At 38.4% G+C, this 18,681-nt stretch carries 15 protein-coding genes and 1 riboswitch; of the genes, 11 read left to right on the forward strand and 4 right to left on the reverse strand.

Annotation, left to right across the window (positions count from 1 at the left end; all coding sequences use genetic code 11):
• Window positions 1-18: 18 nt before the first annotated feature.
• The 3 genes from H9632_RS09190 to H9632_RS09200 all read right to left on the reverse strand — a co-directional run bounded on the left by H9632_RS09190 (window position 19) and on the right by H9632_RS09200 (window position 2,388).
• A complete protein-coding gene (locus H9632_RS09190) occupies window positions 19-630 on the reverse strand; it encodes an NAD(P)-dependent oxidoreductase (RefSeq protein ID WP_191703817.1) in 612 nt (203 codons plus the stop codon).
• A gap of 2 nt (window positions 631-632) precedes the next feature.
• On the reverse strand, window positions 633-1,838 hold the full coding sequence (locus H9632_RS09195; protein ID WP_191703818.1) for an MFS transporter: 1,206 nt from the start codon (window positions 1,836-1,838) through the stop codon (window positions 633-635).
• Window positions 1,839-2,070: 232 nt separating this feature from the next.
• Complete coding sequence (locus H9632_RS09200; protein WP_191703819.1) at window positions 2,071-2,388, reverse strand: thioredoxin family protein; 318 nt, start codon at window positions 2,386-2,388, stop codon at window positions 2,071-2,073.
• Window positions 2,389-2,631: 243 nt separating this feature from the next.
• Here H9632_RS09200 and H9632_RS09205 point away from each other — a divergent pair, with 243 nt between their 5' ends.
• The 10 genes from H9632_RS09205 to H9632_RS09250 all read left to right on the forward strand — a co-directional run bounded on the left by H9632_RS09205 (window position 2,632) and on the right by H9632_RS09250 (window position 13,060).
• Window positions 2,632-5,016, forward strand: a complete 2,385-nt coding sequence (locus tag H9632_RS09205) for a 3-hydroxyacyl-CoA dehydrogenase/enoyl-CoA hydratase family protein (RefSeq protein WP_191703820.1) — start codon at window positions 2,632-2,634, stop codon at window positions 5,014-5,016.
• 199 nt (window positions 5,017-5,215) lie between these two features.
• Complete coding sequence (locus H9632_RS09210) at window positions 5,216-6,388, forward strand: acetyl-CoA C-acetyltransferase (RefSeq protein ID WP_191699822.1); 1,173 nt, start codon at window positions 5,216-5,218, stop codon at window positions 6,386-6,388.
• A gap of 30 nt (window positions 6,389-6,418) precedes the next feature.
• A complete protein-coding gene (locus tag H9632_RS09215) occupies window positions 6,419-8,203 on the forward strand; it encodes an acyl-CoA dehydrogenase family protein (protein WP_191703821.1) in 1,785 nt (594 codons plus the stop codon).
• Window positions 8,204-8,535: 332 nt separating this feature from the next.
• On the forward strand, window positions 8,536-8,892 hold the full coding sequence (locus tag H9632_RS09220) for an arsenate reductase family protein (protein WP_191703822.1): 357 nt from the start codon (window positions 8,536-8,538) through the stop codon (window positions 8,890-8,892).
• 79 nt (window positions 8,893-8,971) lie between these two features.
• Window positions 8,972-9,352, forward strand: coding sequence for a glycine cleavage system protein GcvH (gene gcvH, locus H9632_RS09225; protein WP_191703823.1), 381 nt, complete (start codon window positions 8,972-8,974; stop codon window positions 9,350-9,352).
• 92 nt (window positions 9,353-9,444) lie between these two features.
• On the forward strand, window positions 9,445-9,771 hold the full coding sequence (locus H9632_RS09230) for a toprim domain-containing protein (protein ID WP_191703824.1): 327 nt from the start codon (window positions 9,445-9,447) through the stop codon (window positions 9,769-9,771).
• Between the two features lie 7 nt (window positions 9,772-9,778).
• Window positions 9,779-10,081 carry a thioredoxin family protein gene (locus H9632_RS09235; protein WP_191703825.1) on the forward strand — a complete coding sequence of 101 codons (303 nt, stop codon included), beginning with the start codon at window positions 9,779-9,781 and terminating at the stop codon, window positions 10,079-10,081.
• Window positions 10,082-10,142: 61 nt separating this feature from the next.
• A riboswitch (SAM riboswitch) is annotated at window positions 10,143-10,246 on the forward strand.
• 157 nt (window positions 10,247-10,403) lie between these two features.
• A complete protein-coding gene (locus H9632_RS09240) occupies window positions 10,404-11,432 on the forward strand; it encodes a methionine ABC transporter ATP-binding protein (protein WP_191703826.1) in 1,029 nt (342 codons plus the stop codon).
• Entirely contained in the window at window positions 11,425-12,093 is a 669-nt protein-coding gene (locus tag H9632_RS09245; RefSeq protein WP_191703827.1) for a methionine ABC transporter permease, read from the forward strand. The genes H9632_RS09240 and H9632_RS09245 overlap by 8 nt, the downstream gene beginning before the upstream one ends.
• 160 nt (window positions 12,094-12,253) lie before the next feature.
• Window positions 12,254-13,060: a MetQ/NlpA family ABC transporter substrate-binding protein gene (locus H9632_RS09250; protein ID WP_191703828.1), complete on the forward strand. Its 807-nt coding sequence runs from the start codon at window positions 12,254-12,256 to the stop codon at window positions 13,058-13,060.
• A 76-nt stretch (window positions 13,061-13,136) separates the two neighbouring features.
• Here H9632_RS09250 and H9632_RS09255 read toward each other — a convergent pair whose 3' ends face one another.
• Window positions 13,137-14,039, reverse strand: coding sequence for a LysR family transcriptional regulator (locus H9632_RS09255; RefSeq protein WP_191703829.1), 903 nt, complete (start codon window positions 14,037-14,039; stop codon window positions 13,137-13,139).
• 118 nt (window positions 14,040-14,157) lie between these two features.
• On the opposite strand from H9632_RS09255, the gene gltB reads away from it, so the two are divergent.
• The gene (gene gltB / locus H9632_RS09260) at window positions 14,158-18,678 is read left to right on the forward strand and encodes a glutamate synthase large subunit (protein ID WP_191703830.1); all 4,521 of its coding nucleotides are present in this window, start codon (window positions 14,158-14,160) and stop codon (window positions 18,676-18,678) included.
• The last annotated feature ends 3 nt before the right edge of the window (window positions 18,679-18,681 follow it).

Genomic DNA, 18,681 nt, shown 5'->3' on the forward strand with positions numbered 1-18,681 from the left:
AGTTTTCGCTTTTTATAATTAGCTACATAAGCCAACTGAAGTATTTTCGTATTTTTCATCATCCAGCGCCTTTACCATAAAATGCGCAACGCTTGCTCTTGGAATCGTACTTGAGCCTTTTGGAACTGTATCAAATGCTTCTTTGTAATCTGTTTTCAAAGGTTCATCTTTTAATCCCATTGGACGTGCAATAGTATAGACAACACCTTTTGATTTGTAATAGTTTAATGCAGCGCGGTGATCTGCCAAAGGATTTGCCAACATTTTCATCATCATTTTACCCATAATACCAGGGATTTCACCATCAACACCTGCTGAAGCACAGTAAACTAAACGCTTCACGCCTGCTTTTTCCATGCCATCTGCAATGTTTTTGCCCATTGTTTCGAGCTCGTTTGATTTTTTCATTCCTGTGCTAGAGCCTAAGCATGAAACGACTGCTTCATGGCCAACAATTGCATCTGCCACTTGCTGAGCGTTAAATGCATCACCTTGGATAATGTCGACACCAGTTGTTTTTAATTTTTCGGGTGTACGGACAAAAGCTGTAACGCTATGTCCGGCTGCAACAGCCATTTCAACAAAATGCTGCCCGACGCCACCTGTAGCACCAAATACTATAATTTTCATGATTAATGTCCTCCTTTTAATGCTGCTCTTTGAATCTTAACGCCTTTCCACATAAATGTAAAAATAATCGTTAAAATTAAAATAACCAATCCTGCAATGAATGGATATAAAATATCTATGTCATATAATGCACCTGCAAGAAGAGGACCCATAATATTTCCAATACTCATATAAGCATTATTCATACCCATCGCAAACCCTTGCTCATTACCTGCCATTTTTGAAATTAATGTCGTTAAAACAGGACGCAAAATAGATGTCGCCAGGAAAATCAATAACGAAATTGCAAAGAACATCGTATAGCTTCCTGCAATAATAGAAAGGAAAAATCCAGAAGCTGTAACAATTAAAAATAACTTCAGTACATTTACTTCCCCAATTGACTTTACAAGTCGATCGACAACGAATAGTTGCATAATAACACCGATTAATCCTGTTGAAGTAATCATAAAGGCAATCTCTTGCGGGGTTGCACCAAATTTATCGTCGACATACAGACCAAGAACGGTTTCGTATGACATTAAGCCGAAGCTCATAATAAGTGTAATAACTAATGGAATGAAGAAAGGCTTTTTAACCGATAAAATAATATCCTTTATCATTGATTGATTGTTATCGATAAGCTGAGGAGTTGCAGTTTCTACAATCTCTTCCAAGCTTTCTTTAAGCGTAAAGTATGATACTACAAATGCTAAAAGACCGACGATTGCGGATACTAGAAGCGGTGTTTTCAAACCGAAATCCGCCAAAAATCCACCGATACCGGGACCAATAACAATACCAAGGGACATCGAAGCAGAAATAAAGCTATTTCCCTTTGCACGCTGATCCATCGTCGTAATATCTGCAACATATGCGTAAATTGCCGGAATTAAAAATGCACAACCAATTCCACCAATTGCGCGTGATAAGTAAAGTAGCCAAATAGAATCGGCGAAGTAAAAAAGAAACATCGAAATTGCTAATGTTAGTAGTCCGATATTAATAAGCGGGCGACGACCATATTTATCTGCCCATTTCCCACCAATTGGCGATACTAAAAATTGTGCAAATGCAAAAATAGCAATAATTAATCCTGCAGCTGTTCCGCCTTGCCCAAGTTCTTTTAAATAAGAGGGGATAATCGGAATAATAATTCCAAAGCTCCCAACAGCAATAAACATGTTAAGCATAAGTAACGCCAATTTTTTTCTTTGATCTGAAGTCATAAAAATTCCTTTCTTACTATTAAATTCTGCCCGGCGAAATTAAAAAAATCCATAAAAAAATCCGTGAAATCCGCCGAGGCATATTTTCTCCCAACTAGTGTTTACTCCTGTTGAATAAGAAAATTTTCACGTACTCAATTGTAATCGGAAAACTACATTCTGACTAGTTATTTACTTAAAAATAAGATGAACCAAAAGCATGTAAACTTTTGGATTCATCTTAAAAGAACTATTAAGCCTGTGCGTTTAAAAATTCTTCAACTTGTGCCGGTGATTTAGCATTGGCACTATGCAAGTGAGCTAACTTTTCACCATTTTGGAAGATTAATAGTGATGGAATACCCATTACTTGATATTTCTCCGCTAAGTCCGGGAAGTTGTCACGGTTAATTGAATACCAATCATATTGATTATATTCTTCAATTATAGGATTGATGAACATATCCATACGTGTGCAGTCCGGGCACCAACCGGCAAAGAATTTAATGATAACCGGTTTTTCTTTACTTGTTAGTTCTGTAAATTGTTCAATTGTTGTAATTTCTTGCATATTAATCACGCTCCTTATAGCACATTGTACACGAAACAAGTAGATTACGAAAAGTAATTTAACTTAAGACAAGTTCTTACTATCAATAAAAATATAAGAATAATAATTTTATTTAAAATTATGAGAAAATTATTGCGTAAATTATCAAAATACTCTACACTAAGAACAGAAAAGCTGTTTGAAGTTTTTTTTTTCATTTGAAAATGAATGACTGTTCATTCAAGGGAGAAGGGGGAAGTGCTCGTGTCTTACAATATTCAAAAAGTAGCGGTTTTAGGTTCAGGGGTAATGGGTTCAGGTATTGCAGCTCATTTAGCAAATATCGGGATTCCAACTTTATTATTGGACATCGCACCACGTGAACTTACAAAGGATGAAGAAGCAAAGGGTTTAACACTTGATTCTAAAGCTGTAAAAAATCGTTTTGCTAATTCAGCGATGCAAAAATTACTAAAGCAAAAACCAGCACCACTTTCAGCGAAAAAAAATCTAGCATTAATTACACCGGGGAACTTTGAAGATGATCTAGAGAAACTGAAAGATGTGGACTGGATTATCGAAGTTATCGTAGAAAAATTAGATATTAAAAAAGGATTATTTGAAAAGATTGACGCTGTGCGTAAGCCAGGGACGATCGTTTCATCAAATACATCAGGGGTAAGTATTAACGCAATGGCAGAAGGGCGCTCAGAAGATTTCCAGGAACACTTCCTTGGGACACATTTCTTTAACCCGCCACGTTATCTGAAATTATTAGAAGTGATTCCAGCAAATACTACAAAGCCTGAAGTTGTGAACTTCATGCAATCGTTCGGTGAGGATGTATTAGGTAAAGGCGTTGTAATTGCGAAAGACACACCAAACTTCATTGCCAACCGTATCGGAACATACGGTCTAATCGTTACGATGAATGAAATGGTAGCGCGCAATTATTCAGTAGGTGAAGTAGATTCAGTGACTGGTCCTATAATCGGACGTCCAAAATCTGCAACATTCCGTACATTGGATGTGGTAGGTCTTGATATATTTGCACATGTTGCAAAAAATGTATACGACCAAACGACAGGTGCAGAGCAAGCAGTGTTTGAAGAGTCACCAATTTTAAAGAAAATGGTTTCAAATGGTTGGTTAGGCGCAAAATCCGGTCAAGGCTTCTTCAAAAAAGAAGGAAAAGAAATTTTACAGTTAAATTTATCTACATTTGAATATGAGCCAAATAAAAAGCTTGTTGCACCATCTCTTGAAATGGCAAAGCAGGCGAAAGGACCAGGCGGTAAATTAAAAGTATTAATTTATGCGAAGGACCGCGTAGGCGAATTATTATGGAATTCATTTGCACCAACATTACTTTACTCAGCGCAGTTAATGGGCGAGATTGCAGATGATGTCGTAGCAATCGATAATGCGATGAAGTGGGGCTTCGGCTGGGCACAAGGTCCATTTGAAATGTGGGATGCAATCGGAGTTGAAAAATCTGTAGCAAAAATGAAAGAAGAAGGTCGTGAAATTCCAGAGTTTGTGAGCGGATTACTCGATAAAGGCTTCTCTACATTCTATACAGAAATTGATGGAGATTTAGCATACTACAACGGTACGGAATATGTAAAAGTACCAGTAAATGAAAAGGCAATTGATTTAAGACGCTATAAGAAAAAGCATGGCGTTATTAAATCAAATTCAGGTGCAAGTTTAATAGATTTAGGCGATGGTATTGCATTACTGGAATTCCACTCAAAATCAAATGCAATTGGCTTGGACATTGTACAGATGATTAACTTTTCGGTTGATGAAGTTGAGAAGAACTTTAAAGGTCTTGTTATCGGTAACCAAGGTAAAAACTTCTGTGTAGGAGCAAACCTTGCAATGATTTTAATGGAAGCACAGGACGATAATATTTTTGAACTTGATTTTGTTATTAAATCATTCCAGCAGGCAATGCGCCGTATTAAATATTCAACAAAACCGGTTGTTGCAGCACCATTCCAAATGGCATTAGGCGGTGGTGCAGAAGTATGTTTACCGGCTGCACATATTCAAGCATCTGCAGAAACATATATGGGTCTTGTAGAAGTAGGCGTCGGGTTAATCCCAGGCGGCGGCGGTAACTTAGGACTTTATGAAAAATTCATTAAGGGCTTACCTCAAGGTGTAGAAGTAGACTACCAGCATATTGCTAATAAAGTATTTGAAACAATTGCAATGGCAAAAGTTTCGACATCTGGGGAAGAAGCGCGTGAAAACAATTTCCTAAACTTCGCAGATGGAATTTCTGTTAACCCAGATCATTTAATCTATGATGCGAAACAAGCAGCACTAGCATTAGCTGAAGCTGGCTATACACCTCCTGTGAAAAGGAAAGTAAAAGTAGTAGGTGCGCCAGGTTATGCAACGTTACTATTAGGTGCACAAGGAATGTTCGATTCGGGCTACATTACAGAACACGATTTGAAAATCGCTAAAAAGCTGGCATATGTCATCGCAGGCGGCAAAGTACCATATGGAACTGAAGTATCAGAAGAGTATTTATTAAACTTGGAAAAACAAGCGTTCCTAGAACTAGTAGCAGACCAAAAATCGCAAATGCGTATGCAGCACATGCTAGTAAAAGGAAAGCCGTTACGTAACTAATATTTGAACTATTAAAAATCACTTTGATATGGAATATAGGCAAGGACACCTCTGGATAAGCGTTCGTATGAGACAGCTGTTTCAGACCACGCTCCCGGAAGTGTTCGCCGAAATGAAATCAACGGTATGTTGAGAATATGTCGCTGGCAGGCAGATTACGAGTTTACTTGCTAGCTAATCACAAGGGGGAAACATCATTATGCGTGAAGCCGTTATCGTTGCAGGAGCACGAACACCGATTGGACGTGCGAAAAAAGGAACTTTGGCAAATACTAGACCCGATGATTTTGGTGCAGTTGTAGTAAAAGAAACGTTAAAACGTGCGGGCTATGAAGGACCAATTGACGATTTAATTATGGGATGTGCGATGCCTGAAGCAGAGCAAGGAATGAACGTTGCCCGCTTAGTAGGAGCATTGGCAGGTCTTCCAGATACAACACCAGCATTAACAGTAAATCGCTTCTGTTCATCAGGATTACAAACAATTGCGTATGCAGCTGAGCGTATTATGCTTGGTCATTCAAAGGCAATCGTTGCTGGGGGTACGGAATCGATGAGTATGATTCCGATGACAGGCAATACTGTGCGCTTAAATCCTAAGTTAGCTGAAGATGCACCACAATATTATATCGGGATGGGGCATACAGCAGAGGAAGTGGCAAATCGCTACAATGTAACTCGCGAAGATCAGGATGCTTTTGCTGTACGCTCACATGAGTTAGCTGAAAAAGCAATTAAAGAAGGTAAATTCAAAGACGAAATCGTACCGGTAGAAGTTACGGAGTACTATGTCGATGAAAACAATCAACTAAAAGAAAAGACAATAATATTTGATACAGATGAAGGGGTTCGTCCAGGTACTTCGGTTGAAACGCTGGCAAAATTACGCCCAGCCTTCAATGTAAAAGGTTCTGTAACAGCAGGGAATGCTTCACAAACTTCTGACGGTGCAGCAGCAGTATTAGTAATGGATCGTGAAGAAGCAGAAAAACAAGGGATGAAGCCACTTGCTAAGTTTTTAGGTTTCGCTGTAGGTGGAGTTCCACCGGAAGTAATGGGTATCGGACCAATCGTAGCGGTACCAAAAGCATTAGAAATTGCAGGGATAACTCAAGATCAAGTAGATTTATGGGAAATTAACGAAGCGTTCGCATCGCAATCAATTCAGGTAGTACGTGAATTAGGTATTGACATTGATAAAGTGAATGTTAACGGTGGTGCCATTGCATTAGGTCATCCGCTTGGAGCAACCGGTGCAATCCTAACAGTAAAACTAATTAACGAACTAAAACGTCGCGGTGGAAAATATGGTGTTGTAACGATGTGTATCGGCGGCGGTATGGGTGCAGCAGGGGTATTTGAAGTATTGTAATTCACAAAGGAAAATAGGGAGGAATTTATTATGGAACAAACAACAAATAGCATTATTAAAGGTGGCGGCTTCTTAATCGAGGACGTGGAAATCAACCGAGTATTTACACCTGAAGACTTTACAGATGAGCAAAAAATGATTGCCCAAACAACTCAGGAGTATGTTACGAATGAAGTATTACCAGTTGTTGAAAACTTAGAGCATCATGAGTTTGATCATTCAGTACGTCTATTAAAAACAGCTGGGGAACTAGGTTTACTTGCAGCTGACGTACCAGAAGAATACGAAGGTCTTGGCTTAGACAAAATTTCCTCGGCATTAATCGCTGAAAAAATGTCTCCAGCAGGCGGGTTCTCAATTACTCACGGTGCACATGTTGGTATCGGTTCATTACCAATCGTATTATTCGGTAACCATGAGCAAAAAACTCAATATTTACCGAAATTAGCTTCAGGTGAGTTAATTGCGGCATATGCATTAACAGAACCAGGTTCAGGTTCTGACGCATTAGGTGCAAAAACAACTGCCAAATTAAATGAAGCAGGTACACACTATGTATTAAATGGTGAAAAACAATGGATTACAAATGCAGGCTTTGCAGATGTATTCGTTGTGTACGCTAAAATCGATGGCGATAAATTTACAGCTTTCATCGTTGAGCGTTCATACCCTGGAGTTTCAGTTGGTCCGGAAGAAAAGAAAATGGGGATTAAATCTTCTTCTACTCGTACGTTAATTTTAGAAGACGCACAAGTGCCGGTAGAAAACTTACTTGGTGAAGTAGGGCGCGGTCATATTATCGCATTCAACATCTTAAATATTGGACGTTATAAATTAGGGGTAGGTACTGTAGGTGCATCTAAACGTGCATTTGAATTAGCAGTAGCTTATACGAACCAACGTCAACAATTCAAAACTAAATTATCGGATTTCAACCTAACAAAAGAAAAGATTGCATCAATGGCTTCTCACATTTATGCATCAGAATCTTTAAACTATCGTACAGTTGGTTACTTCGAAGATCGCTTAAGCCAGTTATCTGATGAAGAGCAAAAAGACGGCAAATCAATCGCAGCAGCAATCGCTGAGTATGCTATTGAGTGCTCAATCGCAAAAGTATTCGGTTCTGAAACACTGGATTTCGTAGCGGATGAAGCGGTTCAGTTACACGGTGGTTACGGCTTTATGGCTGAGTACGAAGTGGAACGCATTTACCGTGACTCTCGTATTAACCGTATTTTCGAAGGTACAAATGAAATTAACCGTATGATCGTGCCAGGCACTTTCATGAAAAAAGCGCTAAAAGGTGAATTACCTCTATTACAAGTAGCACAGGAATTACAAAATGAATTATTAATGCTTATGCCGGAAGAAATCGGTAACGAAGCATTAGAGCAAGAAAAATATTTAGTGAAAAATGCGAAGAAAATTGCTGTACTTGCAGCAGGTGCAGCAGCACAACGCTACGGTGCCAAACTAGATGCAGAGCAAGAAATTCTAGTAAACATTGCAAATATTGCGAACCAATTATATGCAATGGAATCTGTAGTGATCCGTACACAAAAAGCAATTGAGCGTGACGGTGAAGGAAAAGCGGCACAAAAAATTCTTTATACACAAATCTTCTGCCAAGAAGCATTTGCAGAAATTGAAAAAGAAGCAAAAGAAACATTAATCGCTTCAGTTGAAGGCGACGATGCACGTATGATCTTATCAGCATTACGTAAATTAACGCGTAACAACCCTTACAACTTAATTCCGAAAAAGCGTGAAGCAGCAGCGAAATTAATCGATGCTGAAAAATATGTAGTTTAATAGATAGAATATAATCGGATGCAGGAAGCTGTATCCGATTTTTTCTACGGAATAGATTTTCTAATAAAACGAAAAAAGTTCTAATATACTTTAAACGGTGCTAATTTAAATCGCATGTTCTAATAAAAGTGGCTGTTTTTCTAATATGTTTTCAAAAGTTTCGAATAAGAAAATGATTACTTCTAAAAAGCATTCGAGATATTCTAATATCATCAAAAATCTTCTAATATTAATTAATTTCAATATAACTCCCACAATGTAATTCCAATTTTGATTTGTTTTTCTATATCCGTTACAATAAGGGAAAATCAATGGTAAAGAGGAGTTCATTTATGACAGTGAAATTTATCCAATATCCAAAATGTACTACATGTAAAAAAGCACAGAAATGGTTAGATGAAAACGATGTTCAATATGAAAATATTCACATTGTTGAACAAACGCCTACTAAAGAACAACTTAAAGCGTATTATGAAGCGAGTGGGGTACCTTTAAAGAAATTCTTTAATACTTCAGGTATGAAATATCGTGAGCTGGAACTAAAAGACAAATTGCCTTCAATGTCTGAAGATGAGCAATTGGAGTTATTAGCTTCAGATGGTATGCTAATTAAGCGTCCGATTGTAACAGATGGTAAAAAATTAACATTAGGTTTTAAGGAGTCTGACTTCTCGGAAACATGGAAATAAACCGGTATTCACGTTGTATTTCCGAACGAAATATGGCAAAATGAAGTTGAATGTACTACATAATAATGGAGGTTTTTTAATGAGCACACCTAAAGAATTACTTTATTCAAAAGAGCATGAGTGGGTAAAAATGGAAGACGGCAAAGCAACAATCGGGATTACGGATTTTGCGCAATCTGAATTAGGGGACATCGTGTTTGTCGAGTTACCGGAAGTAGGCGACGAAATTTCAAAGGATCAGCCATTCGGCAGTGTAGAATCTGTTAAAACTGTTTCGGAACTTTATGCGCCAATCTCAGGTAAAGTTGTTGCTATTAACGAAGAACTTTTAGACAACCCAGAATACGTAAATGAATCTCCATACGGAACTGCTTGGATGGTTACGATTGAAGTAACAAACGATGCAGAAGTTGAAGAATTAATGGATGCAGATGCTTATTCTGCATTAATTGAACAATAAATATTTCAACACCAAAGCCTAAAAGTTAAAGGTTTTGGTGTTTTTTTGATATTGTATAGATAGCCGTAATTGATGAAAGGAAGCGTATCTTTATGGGAAAATGCATTGTAGTTGAAGGACGAGCTGATAAAATGAGGTTAATCCCCCTATTGGCTGAAGAAGTTACTATTCTTTGTACAAACGGAACAATAAGCGAAGTCAATTTAATCGAATTACTAGAAGACTATGAGCATTATGAAATTGTAACAATGTTTGATGCAGACAAGAATGGTGAAAAGTTAAGAAAACTAATGAACCGAGCATATCCTGAAGTAAAACAGCTTATCATACCTCAAGAATATGTAGAGGTTGAAAAAACGCCTACTATAATTTTACGGAACTTATTAATACAAGCAAAATTTTCAATAAAAGAAGGATGACTTATATATGGAACAATGGTCAAGAGAGCAGTGGGAACAAAATATACAACAATATGATCAAACAGCATTTTTTCTATACACTCCAATGTGTGGTACTTGTGAGATATCTGAAAAAATGCTAAAAGTAATTGAAAAATTACTACCAGATTTACCATTAGGTATGGCAAATATCAATTATATAGAGGGTTTGGCCAACGATTTGAAAATTGAAAGCGTACCTTGTTTAATTGTTTCTGAGAATGGAAAAGTGACAAAAAAGTTATATGCATTTAAATCCGTACCATTTTTGTATGAAATATTAAAAAAGTAATTGACGTCTTCTCTTTAGCATGATAAAGTAACAGACATAATAATAAAACTTAATAACGTTACTCTTATAAAGAGAGGTGGAGGGAAGTGCCCTATGAAGCCCGGCAACCAGCATTTTATGCAAAGGTGCCAATTCACACAAAGTTTAAACTTTGAAAGATGAGAGAACGGTTTACCGTATAAATTTTTATGTGAAACCTTTCTACTTGTCGTGAGTAGGAAGGTTTTTTTGGTGTAATTTTATTTTCGAAGATGCGAAAAAAACACCAAAAACATTATATTGAAATTACAGGTAGGTTATTTCAAGAGAAGGGGTACAACGCATGATTGATATACAAAATATCACGAAAGTATATAACACAAAAAACGGTGAGCTTACAGCGGTAGACAATGTTAGCTTATCCATAAAAAAAGGAGAAATATACGGTATTATCGGCTACAGTGGTGCTGGTAAAAGTACAATGATCCGCCTATTAAATGGTCTGGAAAAACCTTCAACAGGTTCAGTTATTGTAGGTGGACAGGATATTTCTAAAGCTTCAGGGGCAAAGTTAAGAGAAGCACGCCAAAAAATTAGTATGATATTTCAGCATTTCAATTTGCTTTGGTCACGTACAGTCGAAGAAAATATCGCATTTCCTCTTGAAATCGCAGGTGTTTCAAAAACTCAGCGTGAAAAGCGAGTAGAAGAGCTTATTGAACTTGTAGGTTTAAAAGGAAGAGGAAAAGCCTATCCATCTCAACTTTCAGGTGGTCAAAAACAACGTGTCGGTATAGCCCGCGCATTAGCGAACAACCCGGAAGTTCTACTATGTGATGAAGCCACTTCAGCACTTGATCCTGAGACGACGGATTCGATTTTAGAGCTATTACTGGATATTAATAAAAAGATCGGTTTAACAATTGTATTGATTACCCATGAAATGCATGTTATTCGCAAAATCTGTAACCGTGTGGCTGTTATGGAGGAAGGGAAAGTAGTGGAACAGGGAGATGTGCTACAGGTTTTCCAAAATCCACAAGCGCCGATCACAAAAAATTTCGTTTCACAGGCTTCTGGGGAAACACAGGAAATGCAAGCCTCACTAGAGCAAATCTTAGCGAACTATCCAGCAGGGAAAATTGCCAAATTAACATTTGCAGAGGCAACTACAGAACAGCCGGTTATCTCTCAGATGATCAAGCAATTTGACGTAGTTGTTAATATCGTACACGGGAAAATCTCCAATACAACTGGCGGTTCATTCGGTACGTTATTTATTCATATCGATGGTGAGCAACATGAAGTAGAGAAGGCATTAAACTTCTTAACTAAGCAGGAAATTCAAACGGAGGTGATTGAGCATGCTTAATCAATTATTTCCGAACGTTGACTGGGGTAAAATGCTTGATGCAACATACGAAACTGTTTATATGACAGCTGTAGCGACAGTCATTACATTTATCCTCGGAATTCTAATAGGAATTGTATTGTTTTTAACAAGTGACAACCAGTTATGGGCAAATAAAATCGTTCACTTTTTAACAGGATCACTCGTAAATATTTTCCGTTCGATTCCTTTTATCGTATTAATTATTTTGTTAATTCCATTTACAAAGTTTTTACTGGGAACAATTCGGGGTGCCAATGCAGCATTACCAGCGCTTATTATCGGAGCGGCACCATTTTATGCCCGCATGGTATTAATCGCACTAAGAGAAATTGATAAAGGTGTTATCGAAGCAGCGCGCTCGATGGGAGCCAAAACATCGACTATTATTTGGAAAGTACTAATTCCGGAAAGCTTACCAGCACTAATTTCCGGTATAACAGTAACAGCAGTTGCTTTAGTCGGCTATACAGCAATGGCTGGCATTATTGGAGCAGGTGGACTAGGGAATTTGGCGTTCCTTGATGGATTCCAGCGTAACCGTACAGATGTCACGCTTATGGCGACAGTCTTAATATTAGTTGTAGTATTCATTATTCAATATATTGGTGACTTTATTACGGTAAAAGTGGATAAACGATAGTTCGTGACTTACAGGTCATAATTATATAAGCCAAAGTTTTTTGAACAATAATAAACGCAAACTTACAAGAGTGCGCGTTTATACATTCAATTTACTGAATATAAAAATTGTTCGGTTAATAATGGCTAAAAATAACAAATAGAGATAGGGGTAAAAACAGATGAAAAAATTATTATCAAGCATTATTTTAGGAGCTTCAGTCTTAGCATTAGCAGCATGTGGAGGAGATGACGATACACTAAAAGTCGGTGCTTCAAATACACCGCACGCGGTAATCTTAGAAAAAGTAAAACCAATTTTAGAGGAACAAGGCATTGAGCTGGAGATTGCTACATATACAGATTATGTCCTTCCGAACCAAGATCTAGAAAATGGTGATATAGACGCAAACTACTTCCAGCACATTCCGTACTTCGAAGCACAAAAAGCAGATTTCGATTATGATTTTGCAAATGCTGGTGGTATTCACATCGAGCCAATCGGTGTTTACTCTAAAAAATACAAATCTTTAGAAGAGCTTCCTGAAGGGGCAACGATTTTACTGTCAAACTCAGTAGCAGATCATGGACGTATGCTTTCATTACTTGAAGCACAAGGTCTAATTACATTAGCAGATGGTATTGATAAAACAAAAGCAGAAACAAAAGACATCGTAGATAATCCGAAAAACTTCGTATTTGATGCAAACACTGCAGCTGAACTATTAGTGCAAATGTATGAAAATGAAGAAGGTGATGCTGTATTAATCAACTCGAACTTTGCAATTGATAATGGCATTAACCCACTGGAAGATTCAATCGCAATCGAATCAAGTGAATCACCGTATGTAAATATTATTGCTGTAAAGTCTGGTGAAGAGGATTCTAAAGAAATTAAAGCATTAGTAGATGCATTACGTTCAAAAGAAATTCAAGATTTTATCCTTGAAGAATGGGGCGGCTCTGTAGTACCAGTTTCAGGCGAATAAAATATATGGAGTTGCTTTATTTAGGCACTTACTGCAAAGAGATTAGCTGAGAAGATTCTCAACTAATCTCTTTTTTTCATTGGAATCTTGTTAAACGTGAGTAAAATTTAGACACAAAATCTACAAATACTTGTTCAGATGGGGCGAGGTCGCGGGTCGATGGTGCAATAATGCCGACTGTCCGTCTTATGGATGGAGTAGCAATGGGTACTTTTACTGTCATACGAGGTGTGGAATCGTATAAAGAGCTTTCTGGTAAAAGTGTGACCCCAATTCCAGCTGCTACAAGCCCTTTCAAAGCGTCCATATCTTCTCCTTCTGAAGTAATGGTTGGCATAAAACCTACAGAGCGGCAAGCGTCGACAGCTACTTTATTTAATATATAACCTTCTGGAAAAAGGACAAATTGATCAGTTCGTAAATCGACTAAATTAATCGTATCCCTTTTTGCCAATGGATGTGTTGCAGGCAGTAATGCATGAATACTTTCGCTAAATAAAACTGTTGTATTAATTGATTCATCTTTAGGGGGTAAAGGGCCTAATAACGCTAAATTAAGTTCCCGATTTTTAACGGCTTCGATTAAATATTTATAAGAACCTTGGCGCAAATGGAAAGCGATGTCCGGATATTCCTTTTTGAATGCGGAAATGACTGATGGTAATACATAGCTTGCTAGACTTGTTGGAAACCCAACTTTAATAACCCCTTTTGCCGGGTCTAGGTATTCTTCCACTTGTTTAGCGGCAAAATCAATTGCCTTCAGTGCGGCAATGCTATGTTCCAAAAAAGTTTTACCAATTGGTGTCAGTTTGACGTTACGTCCAATACGCTCGAAAAGTGCGGCTCCAAGCTCTTCTTCTAAATTGGCGATTTGTCTGCTGATTGCAGACTGGGCAACGTGTAGATGCTCAGCTGCCTCTGAAATATGTTCTCGTTCTGCTACCTCGACAAAGTAACGTAATTGTCTTAGTTCCACTAATCCCACCCCATTCATCTAAAAAATAGATTGTTTATATCCAAACTATATATTGTTTATATTATTTCGAAAACTTTAAAATGTAAATACGTTATTGAAAGAATGAGGGGGAATTAATATGAGTTTTCACCAGTTGCCAGGAGCACAAGGTTTATATAATCCACAGTTTGAACATGACGCGTGTGGCATCGGAATGTACGCTAACATAAAAGGGAAACCATCACATACGATTGTAAAAAAAGGTTTAGAAATGTTATGTCGTTTAGAGCATCGTGCTGGACGTGGAGGGGACGGTAAGACAGGCGACGGAGCAGGATTAATGGTACAAATTCCACATGACTTCTTTAAATTAAATTGTCCGGAAATTAACTTACCTGAAAAAGGAGCTTACGGTGTAGGGCAAATTTTCTTTACGAACGATGAAATCGAACGTACGAAAATCGAACAAAAAATGAACGAATTAATCCAACAAGAGGGTCAGGAACTTATCGGTTGGCGAACTGCTCCCATCAATAAAGAAAATTTAAGTGAAATTGCAAAATCTACTGCACCGGTTGTACGACAAGTATTTATAAAAGCTCATTCACAAAATCAACAAATATTTGAACGGAAATTATATATTATACGTAAACAATTGGAACATTGGGCGGTTGAGCAAGGTTTCGAACTTTATATCCCAAGTCTTTCAAGTCAAACAATGGTATTTAAAGGTTTATTGGCGCCGGAAGAAGTAAGTGAATTTTATATTGACTTACAACATGAAAGCTTTGTTTCTGCTTTAGCGCTTGTTCATTCACGTTACTCGACGAACACATTTCCGTCCTGGAAACGCGCGCATCCAAATCGTTACATCATTCATAATGGTGAGATTAACACATTACGTGGGAATATTAACTGGATGCGGGCACGTGAGCAACAATTTGTATCACAGGTTTTTGGAGAGGATTTGCAAAAGCTGTTACCAATTATCGATGCAACAGGCTCAGATTCTTCCATGCTTGATAATGCGTTCGAATTTTTAGTATTAGCAGGACGCTCACCGGCCGAGGCAGCGATGATGATGATTCCTGAGCCATGGACGGAAAATCCGCGCATTGAAGAAGACCGTAAAGCATTTTATCAATATCATGCTAGTTTAATGGAACCATGGGATGGACCGACAGCTATTTGCTTCACGGATGGTAGACAAATTGGAGCAATATTGGATAGAAACGGCTTACGTCCAGGAAGACTTTATGTCACAAAAGATGATCATGTCATTTTCTCTTCTGAAACAGGTGTTGTTGATTATGCAGAAGAAGATATTTTATACAAGGACCGTTTAAGTCCAGGGCGTATGTTATTAATCGATTTGGAGCAAGGGAAAATCATCTCGGATGAAGAACTGAAATCTCAAATGGCAGCAGCGAAACCGTATGCTGCATGGTTAAAAGAAAACATGATAGAGCTTAAAGCAAAAGATGAAAAGATTGTTGAATTAAATGACATCACTTTACGACAAAAGATCCATGGCTATACTTTTGAAGATGTTCAAAAATATATTGTACCGCTAGCAAAAGAAGGAAAAGATCCGCTTGGTTCAATGGGGAATGATTCTCCGCTAGCTGTATTATCAGATCGACCACAATCATTATTCAACTATTTTAAACAGCTCTTTGCACAAGTTACCAATCCGCCAATCGATTCCATTCGAGAGCATGTAGTTACTTCTACGATGACTCTATTAGGTGCGGAAGGAGATTTATTGCATCCGAACGAACAAAATGCAAAGCGTATTTTTTTAGAAACACCAGTGCTATCGACTGCAGAGTACGAGCTGCTTTTAAATAATGAAGAAGAAGCATTTAAAGTAGCTGAAATCTCACTTAAATTTACGGAAAATTTGGAAAGTGAGCTTAACCGTATTAAGACTGAAGCAGAAGCAGCGATTTTTGGTGGACGAACAATTATTGTGCTATCGGATTATTTGGAAGATGCAACACAATTAACAATACCGGTATTATTAGCAGCTAGTACTGTCCATCAATATTTAATCCGCATAGGGCTTAGAACAAAAGCAAGTATCGTTGTAAACAGTGCGGAAGTTCGTGAAGTGCACCATTTTGCAGCATTGATCGGTTTCGGTGTTGATGCGATTCATCCGTACTTAGCGTATGCAACAATTGAAGAAGCGATTGAAAATGAACACTTATCAATTCCTTTTGAAAAAGCAATGCAAAAGTTCCGAAAAGGTGCAGCGGAAGGTGTCGTAAAAGTAATGTCCAAAATGGGCATTTCAACGGTTCAATCATATCGCGGTGCTCAAATTTTCGAGGCAGTGGGAATTTCAAAAGCTGTAATAGATGAATATTTCACAGGTACGGCTTCACAAATTGATGGGATTGATTTGACAACAATCGGAGAAGAAGCAAAACGCCGTCATGAAGCAGCAATGAAATCAATGACAGATCAGTTGCAGTCAGGCTCTGATTTCCAATGGCGTGCAGATGGTGAACATCATGCGTTCAATCCAAAAACAATTCATACACTACAGTGGGCAACACGAAAAAATGATTACGGTCTATACCGCATGTATGCAGAAATGGCAAATGAAGAACGAATCGGCTTTTTACGTAACTTATTTGACTTCAAAAAAGCAGAACGTCGACTACCGATTGAAGAAGTGGAATCTGTTGATTCTATCGTAAAAAGATTTAAATCGGGTGCGATGTCTTACGGTTCATTATCAAAAGAAGCACATGAAACGTTAGCGATTGCGATGAATCGTTTAGGGGCACGCTCAAATTCAGGAGAAGGCGGCGAGGATCCAGCGCGCTACAAATTAGATGCAAATGGCGATAACCGTCGTTCAAGCATTAAACAAATTGCATCGGGACGCTTTGGTGTGAAATCGCATTATTTAGTAAACGCTGATGAATTACAAATCAAAATGGCGCAAGGTGCAAAACCAGGAGAAGGCGGTCAATTGCCTGGCAATAAAGTATATCCATGGGTAGCGGAAGTACGCGGATCGACTCCAGGGGTAGGATTAATTTCTCCACCACCTCACCATGATATTTATTCAATTGAAGATATGGCAGAGCTTATTCACGATCTGAAAAACGCTAACCGCTATGCAAGAATCTCGGTGAAGCTTGTAGCAAAGGCAGGGGTTGGAACTATAGCGGCGGGTGTAGCAAAGGGTGCAGCAGACGTTATCGTAATCTCAGGCTATGACGGAGGTACAGGTGCTTCGCCAAAAACTTCGATTAAACATACAGGTTTGCCATGGGAGCTAGGTCTGGCTGAGGCACATCAAACGTTAATGCTAAACGGACTAAGAGATCGTGTAACGTTAGAAACAGACGGAAAGCTAATGACAGGTAAGGATGTCGTAATGGCAGCATTGCTAGGTGCAGAAGAATACGGTTTTGCAACAGCACCATTAATCGTATTAGGCTGTGTTATGATGCGTGCTTGTCATCTGGATACTTGTCCGGTAGGAGTAGCAACGCAAAATCCAGAACTGCGTGCTAAATTTATGGGGAATGCAGATCATGTTGTAAACTATATGCGCTTTGTAGCAGAAGAAATGCGTGAATATATGAGTATTTTAGGCTTCCGAACTGTAGAAGAAATGGTTGGACGTACTGATGTTCTTCAAATTTCTGAACGTACGGCAAAACATTGGAAAGCAAGTCAATTGGATTTATCCGCATTGTTACATCAAATGCAAGGTACGCGTACGAAGCAGCAACAACAGAATCATCAAATTGAAGAAAGCTTTGATATGCGCGAGCTATTGCCAAAGGTCACAAAGGCTATTGAAGAAAAAGAGCGCATAGAATTAAGTTACCCAATTAAAAATACAGACCGAGTTATGGGGACGATTGTCGGTAGTGAGATTTCAAGGAAATATGGAGAAGCAGGGCTGCCGTTAAATACAATTAATTTAACGTTTACAGGTCATGCTGGTCAAAGTTTTGGTGCCTTTACTCCACGTGGTATGGCTATGCGGGTAGTAGGAGATGTCAACGACTACTTTGGAAAAGGTCTATCAGGCGGTAAAGTAGTAGCAATCGCTCCAATAAAAGGGGAGCAAGAGAAAAACGTTATTGCAGGGAATGTTTGCTTATACGGTGCGACAAGCGGGCAGGCGTTCATTAACGGGCAAGCAGGGCATCGCTTCGGTGTTCGTAATTCCGGTGCACAAATTGTTGTAGAAGGAATAGGCGATCATGGGTGCGAGTATATGACTGGTGGGAAAATTGTTGTATTGGGTGATGTAGGCCAAAACTTTGGTGCGGGGATGTCTGGAGGTATAGGCTACATTTTACCGAGCGACGAAGAGAAATTTAAAGCACAGTGCAATATGGAAATGATTCAATTCGAAAAGCTTTCGGATGCAGCTGAAATCGAATCAGTTCGCCAACTCATTATTCAGCATTTAGAGGAGACAGATAGCTCTTATGCACTTGATGTTTTAGCGAAGTGGGAGCAATTCGTTCCTCAATTCGTGAAAGTTGTGCCGGTAGATTATAAAGAAATGTTGGAAAAAATTGATGAGTATAAATTAAATGGATTAACGTATGACAATGCCGCAATGCAAGCCTTTGTGGAAGTGACAGGAAATCAAAAAAAGCTTGTGAGTTCGAAATAACAG

This window comes from Solibacillus merdavium (genome assembly GCF_014836935.1).
In the GTDB taxonomy this organism is placed as follows: domain Bacteria; phylum Bacillota; class Bacilli; order Bacillales_A; family Planococcaceae; genus Solibacillus; species Solibacillus ferritrahens.

Coding starts and splice junctions, on each gene's coding strand:
- H9632_RS09235 (WP_191703825.1), top strand. CDS start 9,779: ATGGAACAATGGTCAAGAGAGCAGTGGGAACAAAATATACAACAATAT.
- H9632_RS09190 (WP_191703817.1), bottom strand. CDS start 630: ATGAAAATTATAGTATTTGGTGCTACAGGTGGCGTCGGGCAGCATTTT.
- H9632_RS09250 (WP_191703828.1), top strand. CDS start 12,254: ATGAAAAAATTATTATCAAGCATTATTTTAGGAGCTTCAGTCTTAGCA.
- gltB (WP_191703830.1), top strand. CDS start 14,158: ATGAGTTTTCACCAGTTGCCAGGAGCACAAGGTTTATATAATCCACAG.
- H9632_RS09220 (WP_191703822.1), top strand. CDS start 8,536: ATGACAGTGAAATTTATCCAATATCCAAAATGTACTACATGTAAAAAA.
- H9632_RS09200 (WP_191703819.1), bottom strand. CDS start 2,388: ATGCAAGAAATTACAACAATTGAACAATTTACAGAACTAACAAGTAAA.
- H9632_RS09245 (WP_191703827.1), top strand. CDS start 11,425: ATGCTTAATCAATTATTTCCGAACGTTGACTGGGGTAAAATGCTTGAT.
- H9632_RS09230 (WP_191703824.1), top strand. CDS start 9,445: ATGGGAAAATGCATTGTAGTTGAAGGACGAGCTGATAAAATGAGGTTA.
- H9632_RS09210 (WP_191699822.1), top strand. CDS start 5,216: ATGCGTGAAGCCGTTATCGTTGCAGGAGCACGAACACCGATTGGACGT.
- H9632_RS09240 (WP_191703826.1), top strand. CDS start 10,404: ATGATTGATATACAAAATATCACGAAAGTATATAACACAAAAAACGGT.
- H9632_RS09195 (WP_191703818.1), bottom strand. CDS start 1,838: ATGACTTCAGATCAAAGAAAAAAATTGGCGTTACTTATGCTTAACATG.
- gcvH (WP_191703823.1), top strand. CDS start 8,972: ATGAGCACACCTAAAGAATTACTTTATTCAAAAGAGCATGAGTGGGTA.
- H9632_RS09215 (WP_191703821.1), top strand. CDS start 6,419: ATGGAACAAACAACAAATAGCATTATTAAAGGTGGCGGCTTCTTAATC.